The organism is Tenacibaculum sp. A30 (assembly GCF_051200845.1).
GTDB lineage: Bacteria > Bacteroidota > Bacteroidia > Flavobacteriales > Flavobacteriaceae > Polaribacter.
Genome location: NZ_CP195160.1, coordinates 205,058 through 223,076 on the forward strand (window position 1 = coordinate 205,058; position 18,019 = coordinate 223,076).

18 protein-coding genes and 1 pseudogene are annotated in these 18,019 nt (G+C 30.8%); 7 read left to right on the forward strand and 12 right to left on the reverse strand.

The window, feature by feature from the left end:
• Positions 1-202 precede the first annotated feature (202 nt).
• From ACR9ES_RS00880 to ACR9ES_RS00890, 3 genes are all read right to left on the reverse strand, one after another.
• A complete protein-coding gene (locus ACR9ES_RS00880) occupies positions 203-697 on the reverse strand; it encodes a hypothetical protein (protein WP_435254731.1) in 495 nt (164 codons plus the stop codon).
• A 199-nt stretch (positions 698-896) separates the two neighbouring features.
• Positions 897-1,562 (reverse strand): RloB family protein, encoded by a 666-nt coding sequence (locus ACR9ES_RS00885; protein WP_435254732.1) that lies wholly within the window; start codon positions 1,560-1,562, stop codon positions 897-899.
• A gap of 2 nt (positions 1,563-1,564) precedes the next feature.
• Complete coding sequence (locus ACR9ES_RS00890; RefSeq protein ID WP_435254733.1) at positions 1,565-2,941, reverse strand: AAA family ATPase; 1,377 nt, start codon at positions 2,939-2,941, stop codon at positions 1,565-1,567.
• Positions 2,942-3,440: 499 nt separating this feature from the next.
• Here ACR9ES_RS00890 and ACR9ES_RS00895 point away from each other — a divergent pair, with 499 nt between their 5' ends.
• Positions 3,441-4,406 carry an IS110 family transposase gene (locus ACR9ES_RS00895; protein WP_435254734.1) on the forward strand — a complete coding sequence of 322 codons (966 nt, stop codon included), beginning with the start codon at positions 3,441-3,443 and terminating at the stop codon, positions 4,404-4,406.
• A gap of 50 nt (positions 4,407-4,456) precedes the next feature.
• On the opposite strand, the gene ACR9ES_RS00900 is transcribed toward ACR9ES_RS00895, so the two are convergent.
• The 5 genes from ACR9ES_RS00900 to ACR9ES_RS00920 all read right to left on the reverse strand — a co-directional run bounded on the left by ACR9ES_RS00900 (position 4,457) and on the right by ACR9ES_RS00920 (position 8,851).
• Positions 4,457-5,035 carry a hypothetical protein gene (locus ACR9ES_RS00900; RefSeq protein ID WP_435254735.1) on the reverse strand — a complete coding sequence of 193 codons (579 nt, stop codon included), beginning with the start codon at positions 5,033-5,035 and terminating at the stop codon, positions 4,457-4,459.
• A 186-nt stretch (positions 5,036-5,221) separates the two neighbouring features.
• Positions 5,222-5,821: a DUF6705 family protein gene (locus ACR9ES_RS00905; RefSeq protein ID WP_435254736.1), complete on the reverse strand. Its 600-nt coding sequence runs from the start codon at positions 5,819-5,821 to the stop codon at positions 5,222-5,224.
• 18 nt (positions 5,822-5,839) lie between these two features.
• Entirely contained in the window at positions 5,840-7,516 is a 1,677-nt protein-coding gene (locus ACR9ES_RS00910) for a trypsin inhibitor-like cysteine-rich domain-containing protein (RefSeq protein ID WP_435254737.1), read from the reverse strand.
• A gap of 112 nt (positions 7,517-7,628) precedes the next feature.
• Positions 7,629-8,522, reverse strand: coding sequence for an IS3 family transposase (locus ACR9ES_RS00915; RefSeq protein ID WP_435255614.1), 894 nt, complete (start codon positions 8,520-8,522; stop codon positions 7,629-7,631).
• Entirely contained in the window at positions 8,480-8,851 is a 372-nt protein-coding gene (locus ACR9ES_RS00920) for a transposase (protein ID WP_099570149.1), read from the reverse strand. The genes ACR9ES_RS00915 and ACR9ES_RS00920 overlap by 43 nt, the downstream gene beginning before the upstream one ends.
• A gap of 381 nt (positions 8,852-9,232) precedes the next feature.
• On the opposite strand from ACR9ES_RS00920, the pseudogene ACR9ES_RS00925 reads away from it, so the two are divergent.
• Positions 9,233-10,198, forward strand: a pseudogene (locus tag ACR9ES_RS00925) (IS110 family transposase).
• Positions 10,199-10,396: 198 nt separating this feature from the next.
• Here the strand turns inward: ACR9ES_RS00925 and ACR9ES_RS00930 are convergent.
• The 4 genes from ACR9ES_RS00930 to ACR9ES_RS00945 all read right to left on the reverse strand — a co-directional run bounded on the left by ACR9ES_RS00930 (position 10,397) and on the right by ACR9ES_RS00945 (position 12,304).
• Positions 10,397-10,630, reverse strand: a complete 234-nt coding sequence (locus tag ACR9ES_RS00930; protein WP_435254738.1) for a hypothetical protein — start codon at positions 10,628-10,630, stop codon at positions 10,397-10,399.
• Positions 10,631-10,810: 180 nt separating this feature from the next.
• A complete protein-coding gene (locus ACR9ES_RS00935; protein ID WP_435254739.1) occupies positions 10,811-11,014 on the reverse strand; it encodes a hypothetical protein in 204 nt (67 codons plus the stop codon).
• Positions 11,015-11,073: 59 nt separating this feature from the next.
• Positions 11,074-11,370 carry a Bor family protein gene (locus ACR9ES_RS00940; RefSeq protein ID WP_274635029.1) on the reverse strand — a complete coding sequence of 99 codons (297 nt, stop codon included), beginning with the start codon at positions 11,368-11,370 and terminating at the stop codon, positions 11,074-11,076.
• A 337-nt stretch (positions 11,371-11,707) separates the two neighbouring features.
• Positions 11,708-12,304, reverse strand: a complete 597-nt coding sequence (locus ACR9ES_RS00945) for a Crp/Fnr family transcriptional regulator (RefSeq protein ID WP_435254740.1) — start codon at positions 12,302-12,304, stop codon at positions 11,708-11,710.
• A gap of 71 nt (positions 12,305-12,375) precedes the next feature.
• Between ACR9ES_RS00945 and ACR9ES_RS00950 the strand changes: the two genes are divergently transcribed.
• The 5 genes from ACR9ES_RS00950 to ACR9ES_RS00970 all read left to right on the forward strand — a co-directional run bounded on the left by ACR9ES_RS00950 (position 12,376) and on the right by ACR9ES_RS00970 (position 17,978).
• Entirely contained in the window at positions 12,376-12,783 is a 408-nt protein-coding gene (locus ACR9ES_RS00950) for a group III truncated hemoglobin (RefSeq protein ID WP_435254741.1), read from the forward strand.
• Positions 12,784-12,865: 82 nt separating this feature from the next.
• Complete coding sequence (locus ACR9ES_RS00955) at positions 12,866-14,884, forward strand: VWA domain-containing protein (RefSeq protein WP_435254742.1); 2,019 nt, start codon at positions 12,866-12,868, stop codon at positions 14,882-14,884.
• Positions 14,885-14,950: 66 nt separating this feature from the next.
• Positions 14,951-15,343 (forward strand): acyl-CoA thioesterase, encoded by a 393-nt coding sequence (locus ACR9ES_RS00960; RefSeq protein ID WP_435254743.1) that lies wholly within the window; start codon positions 14,951-14,953, stop codon positions 15,341-15,343.
• Positions 15,344-15,385: 42 nt separating this feature from the next.
• Complete coding sequence (locus ACR9ES_RS00965; protein WP_435254744.1) at positions 15,386-15,724, forward strand: hypothetical protein; 339 nt, start codon at positions 15,386-15,388, stop codon at positions 15,722-15,724.
• 100 nt (positions 15,725-15,824) lie between these two features.
• Positions 15,825-17,978 carry a TonB-dependent receptor gene (locus tag ACR9ES_RS00970; protein ID WP_435254745.1) on the forward strand — a complete coding sequence of 718 codons (2,154 nt, stop codon included), beginning with the start codon at positions 15,825-15,827 and terminating at the stop codon, positions 17,976-17,978.
• Positions 17,979-18,019 lie beyond the last annotated feature (41 nt).

Sequence of the window (18,019 nt, forward strand, 5' to 3'; positions counted from 1 at the left end):
ATGCTGGTGACGACTCAAGAGAGTTGATTACATATAGGATGCGGAGCAAGTTATAAGGTGTTGAATTGTTGATAATCCTTCGGAATTATCAACAATTCAACACCCTAAAATTATTATTATGTAAGAGTTAAAAAATAAATATAGTAACTTTGAAAAACTGGACTAGTGCTTTTCATAGGAGCCATTGTTGGTAATAGTATTTTTAGTCCATTCCTCTACTACTTCTATCAATATATACTTCAGGAGTAAAGAAAAAGTTATGAAATTCGCGTACATCTTTTTCTTTAAACATTACATATGATACTTCATGATATTTGCAATTGTAAATGTAAACTAATGGAATAATACCATTAATAAAGGACAGCATATAATCTTTGTTAAATCCAATTCCTTCAAATAAATTGAATTTAAGTCTACTAAGACTGTCTAGTTCTTTTTCCATATATGAATGTAAACTGAATAATGTTTCTGGAAGGGTAATCAAAACTTCATTGTCCTTTTTTTCAGTTGGATAACGCATTTCATTATTAAACCAATTATAAATAATATTAGTAATTTCAAGCATTTTAAAAGGCTCAAAATCTTTAAGAATTACGCATCCTTTTTGATGAAAATTATCAAAATTCCATTCTCCATAGAATTCATCATTATACCCATGTTGTTCTTGATATTTTAATTTTCGTTGTAATCGATTCATTTAGGTTTTAGCTATATACTTTAAAGAGTTTTTATAAAAGGTGGCTGCATTATATTATTGCCAACGGTTGGGCTATGGTTTCGTTGCGTGAAAATCCGCGAGGATTTTCCGCTATAGAACCAAAGATAGCAAAAGTGCGAGGAATTTCAGTTATGAAATTCCGAAGCAATGAACTATAGCTGTTGTTGTGCAATCGGGCTTATTCCTTCAGTAGTTTTTCAATTAATTTGTATACATCTGTACCTAATTTTTTTGGATATGGTTCATCTGTATTATTCAAATTTTTGGCTCTTTCAATTGCTGTTTTGGTTAATGGTAAAAATGTTTCAGGGTTTGGATTTTTATTATATCCAATACCTTGAAGTTCTCCAAGAACAATATCAATATGATTTTTCTTTCTAGTTACTGATGCGTTTTCTAAAAGTAAATCTACTTCTTCCTCATTGTACTCGTTAATATCCTTTAAATGCATTATTAGCCATATTTCAAAGCAAGGATTACTCATAGCTAAGAAAAAATTATCCTCTTTATTGCAATCAGCTACTAATTTATCAAAGTTAATTTTATGTATAGTTTCCCAATGGTCTCTGTCAATAATAAGCCAAAACTCATCTGTTTTCTTGAATGGATAATTGGATTTAGCTTTTTTAAGTAGTCTTTTAACGCTTAAAGGATCTGTCCCTGTATTTTTCTCTCTTTTTAACGGTACAATTTCTATGATACCAGAATCATTAAAAAAGTCCGATTTTCTAAAGTGGTTAAAATATTTTACTTCAGTTTTTTCTCCTTCATAGGAAAGAATGAATAGCTTTTCAGCATCCAAAAAACCTCCTTCTCTTATTAATGGTATAGGTTCTCTTGGCATACTTAATTAAATTGAGGGATAACAGTCAAATTTTCTCTATTCCCAAATTTAGGAACACCTTTATATCTTCCTAAAAGATAGTCTCGTCTAACTTCTTTATCAAATCTAATACTATAGTCTTCCAATGAATGTAATCTACTTGCTCCCATTTTGTCTTTTACAACAAACCAAATTTCATCTTTTCGTAGCAATTTTTGAGTCAAAAGTGTTGATTCGTGGCTGGCAACAATAAATTGACTGTTTACATTTTTGCACTTAGATAGAAAGAAATCAAATAAGTCGTATATCAAATTAGGATGCAGGCTTCTTTCCATTTCGTCAATTACGAAGACGTTATCCCCTTTGAAAAAATCAATTATTAGTGGAATTAAATCCATTATTCTTCTAGTACCATCTGATTCATCTTTTAAATCAAACAATTCATAACCACCACCTGAAATTTTATGTTTTGTTTTCAAAAGTTGAGCCCTTAATGTTCTGTCTTTAAGTACAGAAATAACATAGTATTTGTCATCTTGTATATTAGAAATAAATGCATTAGTTTTTTCAGATTTATCTCCCAACAAATCATTCTCGATATCTTTTAAAATTTCACTTGGTATATCAATTTTCTCAATATCTACCTCTTTGAATTCTATTCCATCAATACCTGTGTCAAAATATCCAAGCATTTCAGTAAACACTTTGTTTAAATCCGTGTCTTCTAATAATTCAAACTTTTTACCAACATTTTTAGAATTTGGATAAATAACTGTTAATGCATTTTGAAACCAATCTATAACATTTATAAGGTCTTCAATATTTGAAACATTTTCCTTTACTTTTCTTGTTCTAATTTCTGATAAAAAAAGTTGGTTTTTTTGAGTTCCTTTTGCAGTAAATTCTAAAAATTGTTTTTCTTCGTTTTTTTTGTTTTTGTTAAGTATTGCTTCTAGCTCAAATTCCTTTGGTCTGTTTTTATCTCTTGTAAAAATTTCTTTTTCAGATTTTTTAGATATTTCATAAAGCCATTCTTCTATTATTTCCTTAGAATTGAAAACAAATCCATAAGCATAATTTTTGTTCTTATGTTGGATCTCGTATTCAATTCTAGAGTTTTGTTGTAATAGTTTTTTGTCTAGTTTGAAGCTACTAAACTTTATAGGTTGCTCTGCCTTATTACCTTTTAAAATCAAATCTTTTCCAAACTCGATAGCTTTAATTAAATTGGATTTTCCAGATGCATTTGCACCATAAACAACTGCTGTTTTAAGAGCTGAAGTTCCTTTTATAGATTTCGATTTATGATGTGATTTTAGAGTTCCCCTTCCAGGAATAAGAGAAAACACTTCTCGGTCTTTAAATGACAAAAAATTCTCAACTGTAAATCTAATTAACATAATTGTGTCTGTATTTTATGCAAATGTAGTGAAAAAATCACATTTTAGTTCGTTTTTAGTGTCTAATGTTGTTTCGTTGCGGTTTTTTTTTGCCTGTTGCACAACGTCTCCGTATATGAAACGTAGCGTGTAAAAAGACGCTTTCGTTTCGGATTATACACGAGCCGAATTTTTAAATTTTTCTTTTTATCTTTATTTTACTAAAAGCCAAATTTAAAAATTTGGCGGTCTTCACAAACACACAAAAACCTTTCGGAAAGCCTGTATTAGCTATGTTTTATATACATCTTAAGTTAGCAATTGTTTAACTTTAGTAATAAAAACCAGAAAGAAAAAAGCGTAGAGTAAGGTTATGATATACGTTGAAACCTAGATTTCGTCAACATTGATAATCCCTACGCTTTACTACTTTAAATTCGTTCAGTTCTGTGAGACCAAGATCTCGATTTCAAGTTGTTGAATTGATAGTAGTTATTTTTCTTTCCAATCCTTTTTTCTTATGAGTAAAAATAAACAATTTTTAGGAATCGATGTAAGTAAAGATGTTTTAGATGTGTATGATTATCAAGGTAATTGGTATCAGTTTAAAAATGATACATCAGGCTTTAAAGAGCTGTTGTTAATCACAAGTGATTTAACTCATTGTATAATGGAAGCGACAGGTTATTATCATGTACGATTAGCTTATTTTTTAACAGAAAAAGGAGTTTTGGTATCTGTAGAAAATCCGTTGAAGGTAAAACGTTTTATTCAGATGAATTTATCAAAAGTAAAGACGGATAAGAGTGATGCAAAACAGTTATATAATTATGGCGTAAGTCAAGCCCCTTCTATATGGAAAGGAGAAAGCAAGGAACAACAAGAATGTTTACAAATAGTACGTTTGTTGAGTGTTTATACGAAACAATCTACTCAATTAAAGAATAAGCTTCATGGCGAATCAGTATTAGGAACTCCATCAAAATTGGTAGTTAGTTCCTTAAAAAGGCAACTAAAAAATATACAAAAAGAGATGGTTAAATTAGAAGATTTGTTGCTAGAGAATGTAAAAAAGAGCTATCAAGAAGAATTGACTTTATTAAAGTCAATTCCAGGAATAGGGGGTAAAACAGCATTAATGTTATTAGTTTTTACCGATGGATTTAAGCGCTTTACTTCGGCAAAGGAGCTGTGCAGTTACGCAGGTATAACTCCTGTTATTAGAGAGTCAGGCAGTAGTATAAAAGGAAGACCTCGAATAAGTAAAATGGGTAATCCAAAGCTTAGAAATTTATTGTTTATGTGTAGTTTTAATGCTTGTAAATACAACAAAACATGTAGAGAACTTTATGACCGAATTGTAGCTAAGGGTAAGAGTAAAAAACTTGCTTTAATAGCGGTGTGTAATAAGCTACTAAAACAAGCTTTTGCAATAGTAAAAAGTGGTTTGCCTTATGATGCAAATTATAAAAGTACTTTGGTTTAAAAAAGTATAAAATTTACTTGTTTTTTACCTCAGTTCTTTGTTAGCATACGTTATATATTCTTTTTGTTTTCGATAATAATTGAAAAATCCACTGGATTGTATTCAAATGTTCCTCCAAAACTTGGACAACAATTAGCGTCTTTTTCTCCCCAAGCATTGTATTTACCTATGATCGTTTTACCAAGTCCTTTATAGTTAATAATCACTTTGTAAACTCCGTAAAGTCCTTTTTCAGCAAGAGTACCTTTAATTTTTTGCTCAATTGTCTTTGTGATATTTTTGTTAGTCAATAGTTCTCCATCATTTGAGTACACCAACATTGCGAAATCAGAGCCAATTCCACTTCCTCCAACACAGTTTTGAGCAGGGAAATAAAAAAGTCCGTCTTTTACACCGTCTTTGTTGAAATCCGATTCCATTGATTGAATTTCTTGCATCCCAAAATAATAGCCTTTGTTTTTTTCAGACCATTCATAAGCATTGTCAGAACATGGTGGTCCAACTTCTCCGTTCAAATGAAGCTCTTTTTTCCATTTTTCGGTTTCTGTTTTAAAGTCGGTTGATGTTTGTGCATTACAGCCGTAGGTCATAAGTCCAATTGTAAGAATTGGTAATAAACTTTTTTTCATAGTTTAATTTAGATTAGTTTTTATTTATGTGAGTGAGCATTAATGTATGCTAACGTTATGGTATATGAAAAGTAGCAGATTTATAAACACCTTTCTTTAGGTTTAGTGATAAAGATAGCAGAAAAGAGGCAAACACAGGGTTTAACTCTTAACTGCTATTTTTTATATACCGTGTTGTGGTTTGTATTATTCCTTAATAAATGTCCACCAACCAGTAGGAATTACCATGTATAAATGCTCAGGTGGATTAGCAGCGTCGTAACTACCTCCATCTCCATACATTAAACCTTTTAAGGCAGGTTGACCATTAACAGTAGTATGTTGTAAATAAAGAGTTGCGCTTACTTTATGTACATTATCAAAAAAACCAATTCTTAATCTTCGTTTATTTGGGTCACAATCTGCACATGGCGGTTTATAATTACTTTTCAATAAATCACTCCCATAGATACTAGTTTTAAAATAATCTGTATTATCTAAAGTATTAATCTTTACAACCCCATCTTCTATATATTGATATTCCCCATGCATTTCATCATAATAATATGGAATGTCATTTTTTGTTTTTTTTATCTTTTTTAACACAATTTTTAAAGTTTTGTTACCTCTTGTTCCAATCCAAGTACCTTCAAAACCATCATAAAAATTATTAATATCTTTATAATATGCGTTTTTAGTTGGCGTATCCCAAATAGAGGGTCTTTCCTCTATATCAATAATTGGGGACTGTGCTTTACAGCTTAATGATGTAAAAATAATAAATATTAGTATATATAAATTTTTCATAAAAATATGTTTTAAGTATTAACAAGGTGTTTGTTTAACAGTGTTTGTTGTGGCATCTATAGTTAGTTCAGAAAAATTACTTAGATTGCTGTTTCCTTTAAAAAGTTTGATGCCATGATTTTTAAACCTGTTTAAAAATGTTTTATTACGGTCATTGGATTTATCATATTGATCTCCTAATTTTCTATTTATATCTTTAATAATATCTTCTAAAGATTTATTTTTTAATGTCAAATCATTTTTTACTGTATTCACAATATCCTTATTCAGTTGATTTTTTAGTTTGTTAAAATCTTCAACAATAATGCCATAGACTTCAGCTGGAGATGTTGTGTTTTTTCTTGCTACTAAATATAACATTGCGTTACTTTTCATATCATTACTGGCGTCATTGTATAAACTGTACAATGTATGTACATCAGACCAAGAAAACATATTGTATAAATCGTCAGTATGCGTATGTGCACCTGCGTATATTCCGTTACCTGTGGGTATTTTAACGCTATTAAAATTGAGTGCAGATACGGCTACTTCTCGGTTTAAAAAAGTACCATTACTATTTTTAATGAAGGCATAGCCTTTTTCTCCTGGATAATCTACTTTGGTTTTTAATGTGTTTAACTTAGGTTTTATGTTAGATTTTGAAGTACTTAAATGTTCTTTTATTTCGTTACAAGGGTTTTCTGTAATGCAATTCCCATTGCTGTCTTCTATTTGTCCGTTAGGGCATTCGCATTTTTGAGTTACTGAATTATAAATCTTATCACCATGACAGATAGGATTGCATTCTCCAGTCGTAGGATTCTTGATATATCCTTCAGGGCAATTACCATCTTCATCAGCGGGAATAGGAGGGTTCATTAATATTGCTGCTGTTGCACTTGTAATACCTGCAGGAGTGATTGATACGCTACCACCGCCCCCTAGGCCACTTCCTTGAATTCCTGCATTATTGATATAGTCGTAGTAGCTTAAATAGCCTATATAGGGGTAAGGTGTACCAGTTGAAGAGCTTTGGTTACCACCTCCTCCAGAAGAACCATTAATTATTATTTCAGGGGTTGTAAAACAAGGTTCTCCATTTTCGTTTACTTGTTGGTCAGGGTCTACTAAACCCACATCCATCGAGCCATCTCCACATTCTTGGAAGAAAAAGAAAAAACTAGCTTGGTTAATTTTAGGTTTTGCTTTATAGAGAATTCTTTTGGTAAATTTTCCTTCTTCAATAACATAGCCATCAATAAATTTTCCAGTTATATCATTGAAGAATACTTTTGCATTAATTATATTGTCATTATTATCTTTTTTTGATGTCCAAGTAGTTACAATCACATTTTTTATAATCCCATTAACTTTTAAGAAATAGAGTTTAGAGTTGTCAATGTTTTTAGTGCTAACGTGCGTTTTTACTGTTGTAAGCAATGCGTTAGTGTAGGAAATTTTATTATGCTTTATTGTGTTCCAGTTGGGAGTTAATTTAATTTGATTTGAGCTTGTCTTGGCAAGTACGTTAATCTTCTGTTGGTTTTTATAAAATTGTTTGGCTTCTTTAAAAGATACTGTTTCAGCATTAACATTAATAGATTCAAGAGTAGGGTGATTATAATACTCTTCTTTTTCACAATTCCATATTAGGTTAGATATTCCAAAAAGGAGTATTCCCAATTTAATAAAGCTGATTTTTCTGTTTTTCATATTTGATAAATTTAAGATTACTATTCAATTTTTAATTTATTCAGTTGCAATTTTTAGCAGAATGTATCTGAATATGTCTAGTCCTGAAATATGGCTACAGGTTAAAATTGATTTAGGCTGTTAATTTGTATACCATATTTGGTGTTTTATAATCTAAAGATACATGTAATCTAATTTGGTTGTATAGATTAATAGCACTTTTTGTAGCTTTTTTTGCGTGTTGTACGCTATTAAAGGTTTGGTCGAGATAAAACTCGTCTTTTAGGATGCCGTTTACACGTTCAGCAATAGCATTTTCGTAGCAATGATTTTCTTCTGTCATACTAATTTTGATATTTTTTCTCTTTAAAATTTGCGTGTATAGATTGCTACAATACTGTATTCCTCTGTCCGAGTGGTGTATAAGGTTCTGAGTGTTTTTAGCTTGATATAAAGCCTTTTTAAGCGCTCTGACACAACCGCTAAGCTCAAGGCTATCACTAAGGTCATAGCCAATGATTTTCCTTGAATACATGTCGGTTATGAGCGCCAAGTAACAAAATCCTTTTACGGTTCTGATATAGGTAATATCAGATACCCAGACTTGATTAGGTCTATTAACAAGTAAATCTTTGATGATGTTTTTATGTTTATAAAACCTATGAAAAGAGTTGGTAGTTCTATAGCTAGGTTTCTTTCTGGTTATAAGCATATTGTGTTTTCTAAGGATGTTGAAAAGCGTGTCTCTGCCTACTTTGAGGTTAGCTTTATCAAAATCGTTTTGTAAAGATATTTTGAGTTTACGTACACCTTCTCTAGGCAAGGATCTACGTTTTTGGTTTACAATTTGAATGACCTGTTGTTCAAGTTTTAAACGTTTATCAGCTCTGTATTTATACTTGTAATAAGCATCACGTTTAATCCCGAAAGGCTTACAAATAGTGGTTAAAGACGCAAATCCTTTAGCTTTGTCTTTAGTTTTACTTACCGCTCTATATTTAACTTTTTTTTTAGTTCGGCAACCGATTTATAACCAAGGTCTTCTGCAGCAACTTCCAGGTATGAATCTTGAATCATGGCATCCAGATCTTTCTTTAACAAGAGTTTTTTAAGTTGTTCAATCTCTTTTTGAAGTTCTTTTATACGTGTTATTTCGTCTTTGGTTTTCACTGTTATTCTAGTGTTCATAAGGTCTTTACGGTTGTACTTCCTGATCCATTCATTAATGGTAGTTGGTGCAATACCATATGCCTTACCTAATTGATACTTGTTTAGTTTTCCAGTTGTAAGTTCGTCTAAAATTTTCAGTTTAAAAGGTTCTGAATACCGTCTGATGACTTTGTCGTTTTTATACATAATGTTTAAAATTATGTAGCCTTTATTCAGGACGGGTCAATATGAACCACAACGGTTCGTATAACCGTCAGTTACGGGTTAATATGCGTTATTTTCAGTTAAGAACTGGCGTTAGCAATTCCGAGTGGATTCGGACGTAGTCGAATCCGCCGTAATTGCGGTTATACATCTTAAGTTAGCAATTGTTTAAATTTAGTAATAAAAACCAGAAAGAAAAAAGCGTAGAGTAAGGTTATGATATACGTTGAAACCTAGATTTCGTCAACATTGATAATCCCTACGCTTTACTACTTTAAATTCGTTCAGTTCTGTGAGACCAAGATCTCGATTTCAAGTTGTTGAATTGATAGTAGTTATTTTTCTTTCCAATCCTTTTTTCTTATGAGTAAAAATAAACAATTTTTAGGAATCGATGTAAGTAAAGATGTTTTAGATGTGTATGATTATCAAGGTAATTGGTATCAGTTTAAAAATGATTCATCAGGCTTTAAAGAGCTGTTGTTAATCACAAGTGATTTAACTCATTGTATAATGGAAGCCACAGGGTATTATCATGTACGATTAGCTTATTTTTTAACAGAAAAAGGAGTTTTGGTATCTGTAGAAAATCCGTTGAAGATAAAACGTTTTATTCAAATGAATTTATCAAAAGTAAAGACGGATAAGAGTGATGCAAAGCAGCTATATAATTATGGTGTAAGTCAAGCCCCTTCTATATGGAAAGGAGAAAGCAAGGAACAACAAGAATGTTTACAAATAGTACGTTTGTTGAGTGTTTATACGAAACAATCTACTCAATTAAAGAATAAGCTTCATGGCGAATCAGTATTAGGAACTCCATCAAAATTGGTAGTTAGTTCCTTAAAAAGGCAACTAAAAAATATACAAAAAGAGATGGTTAAATTAGAAGATTTGTTGCTAGAGAATGTAAAAAAGAGCTATCAAGAAGAATTGACTTTATTAAAGTCAATTCCAGGAATAGGGGGTAAAACAGCATTAATGTTATTAGTTTTTACCGATGGATTTAAGCGCTTTACTTCGGCAAAGGAGCTGTGCAGTTACGCAGGTATAACTCCTGTTATTAGAGAGTCAGGCAGTAGTATAAAAGGAAGACCTCGAATAAGTAAAATGGGTAATCCAAAGCTTAGAAATTAATTGTTTATGTGTAGTTTTAATGCTTGTAAATACAACAAAACATGTAGAGAACTTTATGACCGAATTGTAGCTAAGGGTAAGAGTAAAAAACTTGCTTTAATAGCGGTGTGTAATAAGCTACTAAAACAAGCTTTTGCAATAGTAAAAAGTGGTTTGCCTTATGATGCAAATTATAAAAGTACTTTGGTTTAAAAAAGTATAAAATTTACTTGTTTTTTACCTCAGTTCTTTGTTACCCAACGTTTTTTTTCAATGTGTCATTATTCCGCTAAATTCTGTTTCCGATTTTCTACGTTTGAGTGTATTCAGTCAGCGTTTTATTCCGTAATATTATTCAATTCAGTTTGAGTGAGTAACTCATCAGATTGTCAAATTCCGTATTCAGTTTTTTTAAATTTCTTTTTTTGTTTTCTCCAGTTTTAATCTCAGTTCCTGAATTTCGGCATTTTTATCTTTAACCTCCATTTGAAAATATTTTAAACTCGTAAACAAATATATTAGTACAAGAATATTTCTAAAATCTATTGAGTTATATTCAGTTAAGAAATCAAATTTGCTCGAAATCCATAAAATTCCAAATAATACAATTGATAATGTAGAAATTATTTTTAATGTTTTTTTCATTTCTTTTTATTTTCAGTTTGAGTGCGTTCAGCCAATGAATGGCAACGTGATTGTATAAGATTAGTTGCGTTGATTAAGCACCTAATTTAGCAAATACAAACCGAATAGAAAATCCGCGAGGATTTTCGTAAGTAGGCTCGTACCAAGCAATTAATTTTATACGGTGTTGTAAACTGTGCTTTATTCAGTTTCTTTCTTTTTAATAATAAATTTTTTCGTTAAAAGAGCTAATGTTAAAAATATTACGAAAAGAATTATTTTTCCAATTAAATATCCAAATCCATATTCAGTCAATCTTTCAAAATCTGTTGTTAATATTTGGATTATATTAACTAATAATATTATGGAAATAATTACTGAAATGTAAAAAGTTGTTTTTTTCATTATTCATTTATTCAAAAGAAAGGCAATTATTAAATTGCCCTTCTTCTTTAATTCATTAACTATTTCGTTACTGTTGTGGTTGTTGGAGTATATAGTCCAAATGTTAAACCAGAAACTAATCCGTTAACAAATGATTGTCTAGTGTGAACTGTGTAATTTTCCGCACCATTTGCCATTTGTTTAGAATCAGAAACACCAACAGGAGCTAATCCATATACAACATAATGATTCCATTTAGTCGTTTGTGAATTTCCTTTTGCTCCTTCTCCTACAACACTTGTATAAGAGTAGCAAGAAGATAATAACATTGATGAAGCAAATAATATTGCCATCGTTTTCATTGAATTTTTAATCATTCTTTTTTAATTTAAATTAAACATTTATTTATATTACTCATTTTGAGTCTCGTTTGGGCATTGTTTACAACTAGTTTATATACGTAATAAAATTACTGTTATATTCTCTTAACGGTAGGATAAGCGGAACTTTTAGCAATTTTTATACGCTACCAAATATAGTAAAACCAATACGTTACCTAAAATAAAGTTATTAACGAGTTATTGGTATTTGTTAATTAATTATACAATCATAGCGAACTTACTACAAGGTGTGTACAAAATCTTGGGGAATTCCATAAGTCTATTAATTTTATGATGTATCGACACTTTATTAAAAGGTCTCTTTAGGCAAGTCTTAGCGATATACCTTTCGTTTGCTAATTTTTACGTCTCCCTTTTTTTCTAAGGATTTTATTACTCGAATAACCGTTTCTACGCGTAAACCTAAAATATCAGCTATTTGTTGTCGTGTATAGGCTACTTTGAATGTGTGTTTTCCTTTAACTTTGTATACATCGTCTTTTAAATAATCTATAAATCGAAGTACTCTATGCGCGGGTTCTTGACTCGATATTTCGGAAGCAATAATAGCTTTGTAGTACAAACGTTTGGCTAAACTTTGGGTAATTTTTAAGTGAATTTCAGGGTTGTCTTGTAGTAATTTAAACAGGTTACTTTTAGATAAGGCTAGAATCGTACTATCAGAAATAGCCACCGCATTGGCAGGATATTTTACGTCAATAAACAAAGGAGGTTCGCCAAAACTCTGGTTTTTATAAAAAATTCCTTGAATAAACTCTTTGCCATCATCGTTAAAATTATTCATTTTTACAGCGCCACTTACTATTTGATAGTAGTTATAAGCAGTCTGTTTTTCAGAAAAAACAAGCTGGTCCTTTTGAAAAGTTTTGGTTTCGGCGTTATATTTTAATAAGAGTTCTTTTGGAATCATTATGATTTAAGTCATAAATTGCGGTAGGCTAAAGATATACTTTTGTAACGTATTTTAACAATGATTTGTAAATGGATAAGCGAGATATTGAAAATAGAGAGGATGTGTATAGATTAGTATCAACCTTTTATAATGATAAAATTAGAAAGGATGATTTTATAGGTCCTATCTTTTTGAAAACCATTCCTGAAGATACTTGGGAACCTCATTTGCAAAAACTCACCGATTTTTGGGAAACGAATTTATTTTTTGTGCGAAAGTTTAAAGGAAACCCCATGAGAGCACACAAAGAAGTGGATAGAGATTTCGATTATTCTATCTACCAAGAACATTTCGGTCGCTGGTTACAATTATGGTTTGAAACCGTAGATGAACTTTTTGATGGAGTAAAAGCCCACGAAGCCAAAGAAAGAGCACGAAACATAGCTTCTATGCTCTTTTTTAGAATGTTTGAAGACAAACCTAAAAGCACTCTTTAAAATTTAAAGAGAAAGAATGAAATTTAGAATTTAACAATTTATTTAATAGATATTTTTATCTTCACGTATTAAAATTAGCTGAGTGGAGTCTATAACTATAATTTACATTGTATTAGCCGTATTAATAAGCGTAGCCATTGCTTTTTTTCAATATTTCTATAAGGTAAAAAGAACTCCGAAAGTACACATCTTACTTTTTAGCTTAAAATCACTAAGTCTTTTTTTAATAGGTTTACTTTTTATCAATCCGAAGATTAAAACTTTAGAAATTGAGAACAGTAAACCAATATTGTCTCTATTGATAGATAATTCACTTTCTACGCAGTTTTTTAAAGAAGAAGAAAACGTAAGAAAAGTACTTTCTGAAATAAAGGAAGATGAAAAGATTCAAGAAAAATTTGATGTTCAATATTTTTTCTTCGGAAAGGAGGTTTATGTTTTAGGTAGTTTATCGTTTTCTGACACGCAAACCAACATTTCAAAAGCAATTACAGCTGTTAATGAGTTGAATAAAGGCAAAATTTCAACAACAGTTTTAGTTACTGATGGTAATCAAACTCAAGGAAACGATTATGAGTTTAGTGCATCAACAAACAAAATATTTCCAATAATTGTGGGCGATACTACGCAGTATCAAGATATACAGATAGCTCAGCTAAACGTAAATAAATACAGTTATTTACAAAATAAGTTTCCAGTTGAAGCCTTGTTGTATTATGAAGGAAAAGACAAGATAACTACTACTTTTTCGATTCTTCAAAACGGACAAAGAGTATTTTCTAAACAATTAGAATTTTCTCCTAATAATCCCACACAAACAGTCACCGCGAACTTGTTGTCTAAAACAAAAGGGTTACAATATTACACGGCATCCATCAGTAAAATTCCAAACGAAAAAAACACTAAAAACAACTACAAAAACTTTTCAGTTGAAGTATTTGATGAACAAACCAAGGTTTTATTATTAGGTTCTTTTTTACATCCTGATTTAGGAGCGCTGAAAAAAGCGATTGAAAGTAACAAACAACGCAAGGTTGATATTGCGTTAATTCAAGACAAGAACATAAATTTTGATGATTATCAGTTGTATGTATTGTATCAACCTAACAGTTCTTTCAAAAGTGTGTTTGAGAAGATAACATCCAATTATTTAATCATTACAGGAACAAAAACCGATTGGAATTTTATCAATAGTCAAAATTTAGGAGTAGCAAAGAAAGTTATTAATCAAAAGGAAGAATATACAGCTCTCTATAATGCTGATTTCCTGCCCTTTTTACAAGAAAATATTGGTTTTACACATTTCCCTCCACTACAAGATAAGTTTGGAGAAGTTCAGTTGAAAAAGGAAGCACAAAGTTTATTGTATCAGAAATTTGCAGGAGTAGAAACCACACAACCATTATTTACAACTTTTGAAGAAAATGATAAGAAATATGCGATGTTATTTGGTGAAGGTATTTGGAAGTGGAGAGCATCTAGTTATTTAAAAGAACAAAATTTTGAAAGTTTCGACGCATTTATAGGAAATTTAGCGCAGTATTTAGCTTCTAACAAAAAACGAAAGCGATTAGAAGTTACTTCTGAACGATTGTATCCTGCCAATGCACCTATTGCAATTACTGCGTTTTATGTAGATAAAAACTACAAATTTGATAACAGAGCCAATTTAGAACTGACGTTAACAAATAAAGAAACAAAGGAGCAAAAGAAGCTACCATTTTCACTGGTAAATAACTCATATCAAGTGTCTGTTGAAGGATTGTTATCCGGTGATTACACCTATAAAGTTTCCGTAGCAAATCAAAACATTACGAGTTATGGTGAGTTTAAAATAACCGATTATCAGATCGAGGAGCAGTTTACGAATGCAAATCGAAAGAAGCTACAAGCATTAGCATCTAAAACAAACGGAGTAGTTTTCTATCCGAATACAACAACTCAATTATTGCAAGATTTGGTAAATGATGAAGCGTATTATACTACACAAAAATCTACCACAAAAGAGCAAAATTTAATTGACTGGAAATGGATTTTATTTTTGATAGTTACTTTTTTAAGTATTGAGTGGTTTATCAGAAAATACTATGGCAAAATTTAAGAAACCGATTAAAATAGATTGGTTTTTCTTCAATTCTTGCCGAAATTTGTATCAAAAGAAAAAAATATGAGATTTCATACACGTAAATGGGTAAAACCCGAAGACTTAAATCCTAACGGAACCCTTTTTGGAGGTAGATTATTACAATGGATTGATGAAGAAGTAGCCTTATATGCTATTATTCAATTAGAAATTCCGAAGACAGTAACTAAGTTTATGTCTGAAATAGACTTTGTAAGTTCTGCAAAACAAGGAGATATTATAGAAATAGGAATTGATGTCGTAAAATTTGGAAGAACATCAATTACTCTATGTTGTGAGGTTCGTAATAAAATTACCAGAAAAACCATAATTGCAATAGATAAAATTATCATGGTAAGTTTAGATGAAGAAGGTAATCCTTTTGCACATGGTAAAAACAAGATAGAATATGTTAAAGATAGGCTAGAAGAAGAGTAGCGTCTTTAAATTTTATACTTTTGCACCTATAAAATTAATGTATTGAAAAATTTCTGCATCATATTGTTAACCTTGTTGTTAATTGTGCCTCCAGTTCAAGCGCATACTGATGCAGTAGTTTTTGTTGATGAAATAGAAGCGCATTTTGATGTATTTAATTACGAACATCAGCACGAACATCATCAAAATGATACAGAAGAAGAGAGAGACAAAGAACATCATCATCATTGTACGGTGGTGAATCTTACAGCAGAATTTGTACCTGTTGAATATTACTTCGAAATTATTCCTTTTTTTGAAATAAGAGAAACAATTGGTTTTTACCAAGTTCCTTATAACTTTTCTTTCTTAAAAGGAATTTTCCAACCACCCAGAGTTTAAATTAATTATTCAGTATTCGCTTTCAAAAAATAGAAAGCTTTCATGCATCTTTTTAAAAAAAGAGATGTCTTCATTTATATAATTAATTTAAAAATAACACATGTTAAAAAATATAATAGTAGCAGTAGTTATTATGCTATCTGCAATTAAAATAGCAGCACAAAATTCAGTTGAGTTTAAAGTGATTTCTGATGAAAAGGAGCCTATTGTAGGTGCTTCAGTGTATGTGAAAAACACGACTATTGGAGCAGAAACTAACTTAGATGGAATTGCAATTATAAATAATATTCCTAATGGAAAACAAACTTTTGTAGTATCGTTTATAGGTTTTGAAACAGTCGAAAAAACTATTCAATTTCCAACAACAAAAAAGCAATTTATAATAGAACTTCATGAAGATGAAGAAACTTTAGAAGCGGTTGTAATTCAATCAACAAGAAGTAAAAGGACGATTGCTGAGATACCTACAAGGATAGAAGTTGTCGGAGCAGAAGAGTTAGGAGAAAAAGCAGTAATGAATTCAGCAAATATTGCTATGGTCCTGCGAGAAAGCACAGGAATTCAGATGCAGCAAACTTCTGCAAACTCTGCCAATCAAAGTATTCGTATCCAAGGGTTAGATGGACGTTTTACGCAATTACTAAAAGACGGATTTCCGTTATTTGGAGGTTTTTCTAGTGGATTGAGTATTATGCAAATTCCTCCGTTAGATTTGCAGCAAGTAGAAATTATCAAAGGAAGTTCTTCTACTTTATATGGAGGAGGAGCTATTGCAGGTTTGGTAAATTTGGTGTCAAAAAAGCCAAAAGAAGAACGAGAAATTAGTCTAATGTTCGATCAAACTTCACGTAACGGAAGTACGTTAAATGCTTTTTATAGCGAACGTTTCAATAAATTTGGAGTTAGTTTATACGGATCTGCAAACAGACAGCAAGCTACTGATGTAAATGATGACCATTTTTCTGATATTCCAAAAGTTAGAAGCTTTAGTATCAATCCGTCGTTATTTTACTATCCGAATGAAAAGGAAGAGTGGCGTTTGAATTTCGGAACGACAATAGAAGATCGTATTGGAGGGGATACTGATGTGATTGCAGGAAATATGACGCCTGATCACAGTTTTTTTGAAGAAAATAAATCAGAACGCTACTCAACACAATTATCATATTCTAATGATATTTCAGAAACGAAAAGTTTTAATTTTAAAAATAGTGTGAGTTATTTCAAAAGAAATTTAACCTTGCCTGATTATGAGTTTGATGGAAAACAATGGGCTACATTTACTGAAGCAACGTATAACTTGTATAATACTAGCTCTGATTGGGTTTTTGGAGGAAATATCATCACTGAAAACTTTACAGAAAATCCAACAACTAATTTAGATAGAAGTTACGAGCAGTTTACTTTTGGAGGATTTACTCAAAATAACTGGAGGCTTTCAAATAGTTTAACTTTAGAAAGTGGCTTACGAACAGATTATAACGATCACTACGGAACGTTTGTATTGCCTAGAGCTTCTTTATTTATCAAATATAACGACAAGGTTTCAAGTAGAATAGGAGGAGGTTTAGGATATAAAATACCTACAATTTTTACAGAAGATGCAGAATTGCGTTCGTATCAAAATGTAATGCCAATTAACTTGACCAATTTTGAAGCAGAAACTTCTATCGGATTTAATGCAGATGTAAATTATAAAACAAAAATTTTTAATGATAATGTATCATTGTCTTTTAATCAATTAGTGTTTTATACGCAGTTAAAAAATACACTTTTATTACAAGAAAATGGAGCCAATTATGAATTTGTGAATGCTTTAAGTCGATTAAATAGTTATGGAGCAGAAACTAATTTAAAGTTGAAATACAAAGATTTTATACTGTTTACAAACTATGCTTATAACAATGTTGAAATTAACAATAATCAAAAAGCGCTGACACCAAAACATAGCTTTGGTGGCGTATTAATGTATGAAGTACATGATAAATGGCGAATAGGATATGAAGCATATTATAAGAGCTCTCAGTTAAGAAATAATTTAACTAAAACTCCAGATTATTTGACGATGGGCTTTATGGTAATGAGAACGTTTGGGAAAATTAGTTTGTATGCTAATTTCGAAAACTTTACAGACACCAAACAACAAAACTATCAAGACATGATAGAAGATATGCATCACGATCCATCTTTTACAGATATTTGGGCACCAACAGACGGATTTATTTTCAATGCAGGTATATTGGTGAAGTTATAAGAGAAAGAGGAGTTTTTTAACTCCTCTTTTTGCATCTTTTT